Origin of the sequence: Gelidibacter sp. (assembly GCF_039916245.1) — a bacterium.
Classification (GTDB): Bacteria; Bacteroidota; Bacteroidia; order Flavobacteriales; family Flavobacteriaceae; genus Gelidibacter.
The window spans coordinates 1-7,694 of sequence record NZ_JBDSLS010000169.1 but is presented as its reverse complement, the minus strand read 5'-3'; the positions used below and the strand labels follow the sequence as shown (position 1 = coordinate 7,694).

At 37.2% G+C, this 7,694-nt stretch carries 8 protein-coding genes and 1 pseudogene; 4 read left to right on the top strand and 5 right to left on the bottom strand.

Annotated elements, in window-relative coordinates; all coding sequences use genetic code 11:
- Positions 1 to 533: 533 nt before the first annotated feature.
- Positions 534 to 2,120 carry an apolipoprotein N-acyltransferase gene (gene lnt / locus ABIQ28_RS09040; RefSeq protein ID WP_348036562.1) on the bottom strand — a complete coding sequence of 529 codons (1,587 nt, stop codon included), beginning with the start codon at positions 2,118 to 2,120 and terminating at the stop codon, positions 534 to 536.
- Positions 2,121 to 2,161: 41 nt separating this feature from the next.
- Positions 2,162 to 3,148, bottom strand: a pseudogene (locus tag ABIQ28_RS09035) (PorV/PorQ family protein).
- A 691-nt stretch (positions 3,149 to 3,839) separates the two neighbouring features.
- On the opposite strand from ABIQ28_RS09035, the gene ABIQ28_RS09030 reads away from it, so the two are divergent.
- The 4 genes from ABIQ28_RS09030 (at position 3,840) to ABIQ28_RS09015 (ending at position 6,189) form a co-directional block, all read left to right on the top strand.
- Positions 3,840 to 4,601 carry a CDP-alcohol phosphatidyltransferase family protein gene (locus ABIQ28_RS09030; RefSeq protein WP_348036561.1) on the top strand — a complete coding sequence of 254 codons (762 nt, stop codon included), beginning with the start codon at positions 3,840 to 3,842 and terminating at the stop codon, positions 4,599 to 4,601.
- Between the two features lie 57 nt (positions 4,602 to 4,658).
- Positions 4,659 to 5,534, top strand: coding sequence for a DUF808 domain-containing protein (locus ABIQ28_RS09025; RefSeq protein WP_348036560.1), 876 nt, complete (start codon positions 4,659 to 4,661; stop codon positions 5,532 to 5,534).
- Between the two features lie 126 nt (positions 5,535 to 5,660).
- Positions 5,661 to 5,906, top strand: a complete 246-nt coding sequence (locus ABIQ28_RS09020) for a hypothetical protein (RefSeq protein WP_348036559.1) — start codon at positions 5,661 to 5,663, stop codon at positions 5,904 to 5,906.
- Entirely contained in the window at positions 5,896 to 6,189 is a 294-nt protein-coding gene (locus ABIQ28_RS09015; protein WP_348036558.1) for a type II toxin-antitoxin system RelE/ParE family toxin, read from the top strand. The genes ABIQ28_RS09020 and ABIQ28_RS09015 overlap by 11 nt, the downstream gene beginning before the upstream one ends.
- 19 nt (positions 6,190 to 6,208) lie before the next feature.
- On the opposite strand, the gene lptB is transcribed toward ABIQ28_RS09015, so the two are convergent.
- The 3 genes from lptB to ABIQ28_RS09000 form a co-directional block, all read right to left on the bottom strand.
- Positions 6,209 to 6,949 (bottom strand): LPS export ABC transporter ATP-binding protein, encoded by a 741-nt coding sequence (gene lptB / locus ABIQ28_RS09010; RefSeq protein WP_348036557.1) that lies wholly within the window; start codon positions 6,947 to 6,949, stop codon positions 6,209 to 6,211.
- 73 nt (positions 6,950 to 7,022) lie between these two features.
- Entirely contained in the window at positions 7,023 to 7,373 is a 351-nt protein-coding gene (locus ABIQ28_RS09005; RefSeq protein WP_348036556.1) for a carboxymuconolactone decarboxylase family protein, read from the bottom strand.
- On the bottom strand, positions 7,366 to 7,694 hold a 329-nt coding region (locus ABIQ28_RS09000; RefSeq protein WP_348036555.1), incomplete at its 5' end, for a twin-arginine translocase subunit TatC. The genes ABIQ28_RS09005 and ABIQ28_RS09000, both read right to left, overlap by 8 nt.

The window sequence follows — 7,694 nt, the reverse complement described above, 5'->3', positions numbered from 1 at the left end:
AACACTGAATAATGAAGTTTTGATTTTGGCTAAGAGGGTGTTTGATTAACGATTGATGATTAACGATTTTTGATTTTTGAAGTTCAGTTTCAACTTAATTCCTCATGCCTCAAACCTCTGATTATTTACAAATATTGGAGTAGTTGGAAGACTGAATATCGAAGGTGGAACACTGGATGATGAAGTTTTGATTTTGGCTAAGAGGGTGTTTGATTAACGATTGATGATTAACGATTTTTGATTTTTGAAGTTCAGTTTCAACTTAATTTCTTATGCCTCAAACCTCTGATTATTTACAGATATTGACGCTGTTGGAATACTGAATATCGAACATCGAATAATGAAGTTTAAGTTTTGGCTAAGGGAGTGTTTGATTAACGATTGATGATTAACGATTTTTGATTTTTGAAGTTCAATTTCAACTTAATTCCTCCGGCTTCAAATCTCTGATTATTTACAAATATTGGAGTATTTCGAATACCGATTACATAATCCCTCAGACCTCATTCCTCAGACCTGATGCCTCACGCCCCTCAAACTCTTGGCTTCCTAAACATCGTTATCAGAAAAACAAATAGTGCAATAAAAATCGCTATCCGCGCTATATAATCACCTGCTCTTGTGTAGAAGGTTATTTTGTCATTGGCGGTTACTGTTCCTGATAAAGCTCCTTGAGTACCATAGGCTAGTGATGAAGTGATTTCCCCTTTGGCGTTGATCAGTGCGGAAATTCCTGTATTTGCACTTCTCACAATGTCCCGACGTGTTTCTATCGCGCGTAAGCGTGCATAGCTTAAATGTTGTTTATGTCCTTGGGTTTCGCCCCACCAGGCGTCATTAGTGATGATGGCTAAAACGCTGGCGCCATTTCGGATGTAGCCGGTGACGAATTCGCCATAAACCGATTCGTAGCAAATGATGGGGGCCACTTTTAAGTTAGGATTGTTTGTATCAAAAACACTGCGTTCTTCCTGTGTGGTTTTCATGGCCAAGGTGCCACCCAAATCAATCATAAAGTCGCCAATCAGAGGTTTTAAAATGCTTTGATATGGGAGTGTTTCCACCCCAACGACTAATTTAGATTTGTGATACAATTGTACACTATCGTTTGTTTTTAGCAACATGGCAGAATTGTAGTCGTCATACCAAAAGCCGTTTTTATGGAAATTGGATTGCTTTTTCACCAGTGATTCCTCAGTAATAAAATTGACAAAAGAAATTCCGGTTAGGATGCTGATATTTGGGTGTTCAGAAATATAAACGTCCAACTTTCTTTTAAAATAAGCCTCTTCTAGCTGATTGATTTTAACATTGTCGGCAAAGACTGTTTCTGGAGCGACGACAAGATTGGTTTGTGGAGTGATTTTGGTGTCAGTCAACTTCAATAATAAGTCGGCGATATCTTCATTAGGCACGTTGTATTTTTCAGAATACGGATCAATATTTGGCTGCAAAGCAATCACATTCATTTGTTCGCCTTCAATCTTATAAGTGTAATAGATTGCCAAGGAGATTAAAATCGGTAAAACGATCACAATCAAAATAACAATGCCATTGGTTTTAATGCTTTTTATAGAGTTTTGAACTTGATATTTCAGAACCAGTTTATACACCAAAATATTCACGAGCCATACCCATAGCGTGCCGCCAAAAGTTCCTGTGTATTCATACCATTGGATCCAAGTGAAATATTCTGAAAAGCCGTTTCCTAAATTTAGCCAAGGCCATGAAAAATCCCATCCTAAATGTAGTTTTTCAAAAGCCATCCATAAACACATCAAAAACACGAGACTGATGTTGATTGTGGCGCGATTGGCAATGCTGTGATAGATGACCATTAACAATGCCATGAGCATGGAGTTTACCAAAATGGCGAAACTGGCCCCAAATACATCCGCATATTGCAGCCAATTGGTGGTTATAAAGTTCCAAATGACAAAAGAGAGATAGCTGTACCCGAAAATCGACCATTTCTTCCATTTAACACCAGAAGTCCTGATATTTCGTTCCACTAATAAAAGCGGTACAAATCCAATGAATAAGAAGACTGGAAATCCGTAGGTTGGCCAACCTAAGGCTAAAAGTAATCCTGAAAATAGGGCTAAAAGGAAGTGTTTCATTGTGGAAATTTACAAACTAAATATGACATCATTGAAGCTGGCTATCTAAAAACACTAAAATCTAATTTTATAGAAAAGACGTTGGAGTAGAGGGCGGCACTTTGATCGCCAATATCCGTAAAGGCATAATCGATGGCAATGCCTCGGTATTTAAAGCCGACGCCAAAATTAGGCTGAAAAGTTAAGTTTTCCGAATGGTCCAGTTGCAGTTCATTTTGAAAATTACCGACACCTGCTCTTAAAAAAACCAAATCGGTATAGCCAAATTCAAATCATAGAGATGGTGTAATACTGGCGATTGAAGTTGAGATGACATCATTGTTTTGTTCAAAACGCACATTAAGATCTAAAGCAGTGACCAATGAATAATCATAGTGGAACACAAATTTTTTAGACATTCCCAATTGGAGTTTAGGAATGGTCAGCTCTGTAGATTCCGGTACTTCCTGATTTTGACCTTCAACGGCATCTTTTATAGTGGCGAGTTTATCTTTATCAAAAGTCCAGGCATTGAAAGTCGTGGTAATATCTCTGGCCATTATTCCGAATTTCCAATTGTTCTGTGATTGGAATTGAATGCCTAAATCGAGACCAAATCCCCATGAAGAAGCGAAATCCCCAATAATCCGACGGATTACTTTTGCATTGACGCCATAGCTAAAACCATCCAACGGAATTTTTCGTGCGTAGGAAAACGTTAGGCCATAATCGGCAGCTGAAAAGAGACGAATACGGTCGTAGTTAATATTGCCCTGGGCATCGATTAATTGTGTGGTGTCTAAAATGTCGTCTACGCCAAAACGGATTAACGAAATTCCAACGGCGCTTCTATCATCCAAAGGCATGGCGAACGCAGCATAGTTGTAATTAGCAATATTTGCGAAATAACTAGAGTGCATGAGAGCCATTTGATTGTTTTCGAGTTCGACCAAGCCCGCAGGATTCCAATAGCCGGAATTCACATCGGAAGTCTGCGATACCACAGCATTGCTCATCCCTAAGGCAGCGGCATTAACCCCAATATTCATAAACTCATTGGAGTATTTGCGAGTAGATTGACCATAAGTCAATATAGTAAGTAGAAAGAACGCAATAAAAGTAGTCGTTTTCAATCGCAGAATTTTTACAAAGATGCACAATATATTTTATTTTATTGAACTTGAATTTGTGGTAGATATTGTGTTTGTCAGTGATTTGAAGAGAATCAAGACCGCTTCGCTGTTAGAACCAAGAATCAAGACACAAACCTCAAAATATTTAAAACATAGCTTTTATAATTTTAAATCTAGCAGGAAATTCGAAGTTGTTAGCATTTAACAAAACTGAAAAATGAGGACATGTTGAATATAACCTTGATAATTATTTATCAGCCATAACTTTTGAAGGCCGACGAAGTTTTTAATCGGATAACAATGATTTATTATTATTATTATTATTATTTATTGTGTTATTGCCAATTGGAGGTGTAATAGAACGCAGATGACGCTGATTTTGGCTGATTTTCACGGATTTATTTGGGCATAAATCGGATTAATTGCTTAGATTTTAAGTTGTGATTTAGATCCTACCCGTTCCACAAGCGCGTTAGCACTTAATTCTTTGTACTTAATTCTAATTAATTCCTGCATCTGCCCAACATTTTATGCTTTACGATTCCAATAAATGGTTTTAAGCATATTCTTATAAAAATAGTTTGCTATTTTTACAGAAAATTATATCATGGCCATAAAAAGACATCTTCCCAATATCATTACGCTCCTCAATTTATTTTCAGGTAGTATCGCAGTTTTATTAGCGGTTCAAAACTATTTTGTGGGTGCGGCCCTATTTATGTTTTTAGGGATCTTTTTTGATTTTTTTGACGGACTTCTCGCCCGAAAATTAAATGTACAGAGTGAATTGGGTCTCCAGTTAGATTCTTTAGCAGATATGGTCACCAGTGGATTGGTGCCTGGAGTGGTCATGTTTAAGCTTTTGAATATGTCTTTAGGAACTCCGGTTTCTGAAAACTCTGAAGCGCTTTGGAGCAGCACAAACTTATTTGAAGGTCTGCATCATTATGCGCCTTTAGCCTTTGTGGGCTTTTTTATTACGCTGGCTTCTGCCTATCGTTTGGCTAAATTTAATTTGGATGAAGATCAGCAGTCTTCTTTTAAAGGATTGCCGACCCCGGCCAACGCCCTTCTGATCGTGTCGTTGCCATTGATTATGGAGTTTCAAAATAGTGATGCCATTAATGCATTTATTTTGAATCCGTGGTTTTTGATAGTGATGACGGTTTTAAGTTGTTATATCCTCAATTCAAGTGTCAACTTATTTGCCTTAAAATTTAAGGATTGGAGTTTTAAAACGAATGCAGTACGTTATATTTTCATCATTTTAAGTGTGATCTTTATTGTTCTTTTCAAGTTTTTGGCAATCCCAATCATTATTGTTTTTTATGTTTTACTGTCTTTATTTTCGAAATCACTGACGAAATAAGAGGTCCCTTATACTTAATTTAACAAGCGTAGTCTAATACCTAATTCACATAAATAGATGGCTTCAGGATTTTTTGCACTTTTAGATGATATTGGAGCACTTATGGATGACGTGGCATCCATGGCTAAAATTTCTACAAAAAAAACAGCCGGAATTCTGGGTGATGATTTGGCCGTTAATGCTGAAAAGGCTTCAGGATTTGTGGCCTCTCGAGAACTACCTGTTTTATGGGCCATTACGAAAGGCTCTTTTGTTAATAAACTCATTATACTGCCGGTGGCCTTTTTGTTAAGTGCCTTTTTACCTGTTGCCGTTACAGTGGTTTTGATATTGGGAGGAATTTATTTGGCTTACGAAGGTGCCGAAAAAGTTTATGAATATTTGGTGCCGCATCCTCATAAAACAGAAAATGTATCGAAGGAGAATCTTAGTGAGGGGGAAATTTTGGAACTTGAAAAATCAAAAATTAAATCGGCCGTTGTTACTGATTTCATTTTATCCGTAGAAATCGTGATTATTGCTTTGGGCAGTGTCATAGGGATTCCACTTCTCAACCAAATTTTAGTAGTTACCATCGTGGCATTGATTGCAACGGTTGGGGTTTATGGTATTGTAGCTTTAATTGTGAGAATGGACGATTTTGGTTATAGTTTGATAAACTTCAACGATAAAGATAAAAGTATATCAGACTTTTTTGGACATTTGTTGGTCAACGCCTTGCCTTGGGTTATCAAAAGTTTAGGCGTTATTGGTACCATTGCTTTATTGCTTGTCGCTGGTGGTATTTTTATCCATAATCTAGATTTTCTGCATCATTTTTTAGAAACTTGGCCTTCCCTTATCAGAGAGTTTATTGTGGGTGTCGCTTTTGGATTTGTGGCTCTGTTGGTTTTTGCTGGGATTAAAAAGGTTGTTGGATTGATTAGGAAGTGAGTTTTTGTTATATGAAGTTGTTGGTGGAAAACACCAACAATGGCGAAGATATCATAGGTTGGCAGTAAGTTACGATTTTAAGAAAGCTTCGGTTTAATTTTGTATTTTAGTTAAAATAAAAAGACTATGGAAACACTTAAATTAAGGAGGAAACTGATTAGGCAATTTGAGGTCATGATAAAAAATGATGATAAACTCAAGGCTTTGGAAGGTGTTTTTGACGCTTTAGATTCTTCTGAATCAATTTCTAAAGTTCCAGATGAGCACTATGATTTAATCAGTGAACATCGTGAGCAATATTGGAATGGTGCTGTTGAAGGGAAGAGTTGGGAAGAGGTGAAGCGAAGTCTGAATTCTAAGTATGGATTATAGTTTAGTGATTCTTCCACTTGCGCAGAAAGAAATTGACACTGCATTAGGTTGGTACGAATCCAAACAAAAAGGAGTAGGAGTAGAGTTTTTAGCTTATTTGGAAAGTTATTTTTTGGCACTTAAAGAAGGTGGTGCTATTTTTCAAATAAAAAGAGGACCCTGTTTTAGAGAGTTGCCATTGAAAAAATTTCCGTTCGTGATTATTTATGAAATCAGAGCCAATGAAATAATCGTTTTCTCAGTATTCAACACCTATCAAGATCCAAACAAGAAGTTAATATGATCCAAAAAAGGTTCAGCCTTTAAAAATGCAACTTCTTTTTACGTAATTCAAAATTCTGACCCAAATATACTTTACGTACCATTTCATCTTCGGCCAATTCTTCAGGTTTTCCGGCTTTAAGAATATTACCTTCAAACATCAAATAGGTTCTGTCCGTAATGGCCAAGGTTTCTTGAACGTTATGGTCAGTGATTAAAATGCCAATATTCTTTTTGGTCAGTTGCGCGACGATGCGTTGAATGTCTTCAACCGCCACAGGATCCACCCCGGCAAAAGGCTCATCTAATAAAATAAAGTTAGGATTTGTGGCTAAGGCACGTGCGATTTCTGTACGACGGCGTTCGCCACCTGATAATAAATCGCCTCTACTTTTACGGATATGGCCCAATCCAAATTCGTCAATCAAAGATTCCATTTTATCCTGCTGCTCTTTTTTTGACAGTTTGGTCATTTGCAACACGCTTAATATATTGTCCTCGATACTTAATTTTCTAAAAACCGAAGCTTCCTGCGCTAAATAACCAATCCCGTGCTGGGCACGTTTGTACATTGGGAATTTCGTGATTTCCTGATTATCCAGAAAAATTTTGCCGCCATTGGGTTTAATTAGGCCAACAATCATATAAAATGACGTGGTTTTACCAGCACCATTTGGGCCGAGTAAGCCTACAATTTCTCCTTGATTGACTTCTAATGAAACATCCTTGACCACTTGACGGCCACCGTAGGACTTCATTAAATTTGTTGCGCTTAATTTCATAGATATAATTGATTGGTTAAAAATAGTATAATCCTTTCGGACAGTTATTAAACCAATTTTTTTTATAATAAGTTTAATTTTGGGCCTCCAAAGCTTCCCAGAATTCGTACGCCCGACGTAAATGTGGAATCACGATTGTGCCTCCAACCAAGGTCGCAATTCCAAGCGCTTCGTTGATTTCGGCTTTTGTGAGACCTTGCTTATAGCTCGTTTCCAAATGGTATGCAATGCAATCGTCACATCGCAACACCGCAGAAGCTACCAAGCCAAGTAATTCTTTGGTTTTGACATCCAGAGCACCTTCCGCGTAAGCGTTGGTATCTAAATTAAAAATACGTTTAATGATTTTATTGTTGTCATCACCCAAAATTTTATCATTCATTTTGGTGCGGTACTCATTAAATTCTTTGACAATATCAGACATGTTTTTTGATTTTATTTCCCTCTTTTCGGGATTGGTTTCTAACTACAATGGCAGAAATATAAATACTTACTTGATATAATATGAGGATAGGAATCGCCACAATGACCTGACTTGCCACATCAGGAGGCGTGATGATCGCCGATAGTATAAGGATAATCACCAGAGCATATTTTCTATATTTTTTAAGCATTTGAGGATTAACGACTCCAATTTTGGTTAAAAAATAGATAATTATGGGCAGCTCAAATACCAAGCCCGCAGCAATAGATGCCGAGCGGACTAAACTGATATAGGAACTGATGTCAAATTGGTTGCTCACTT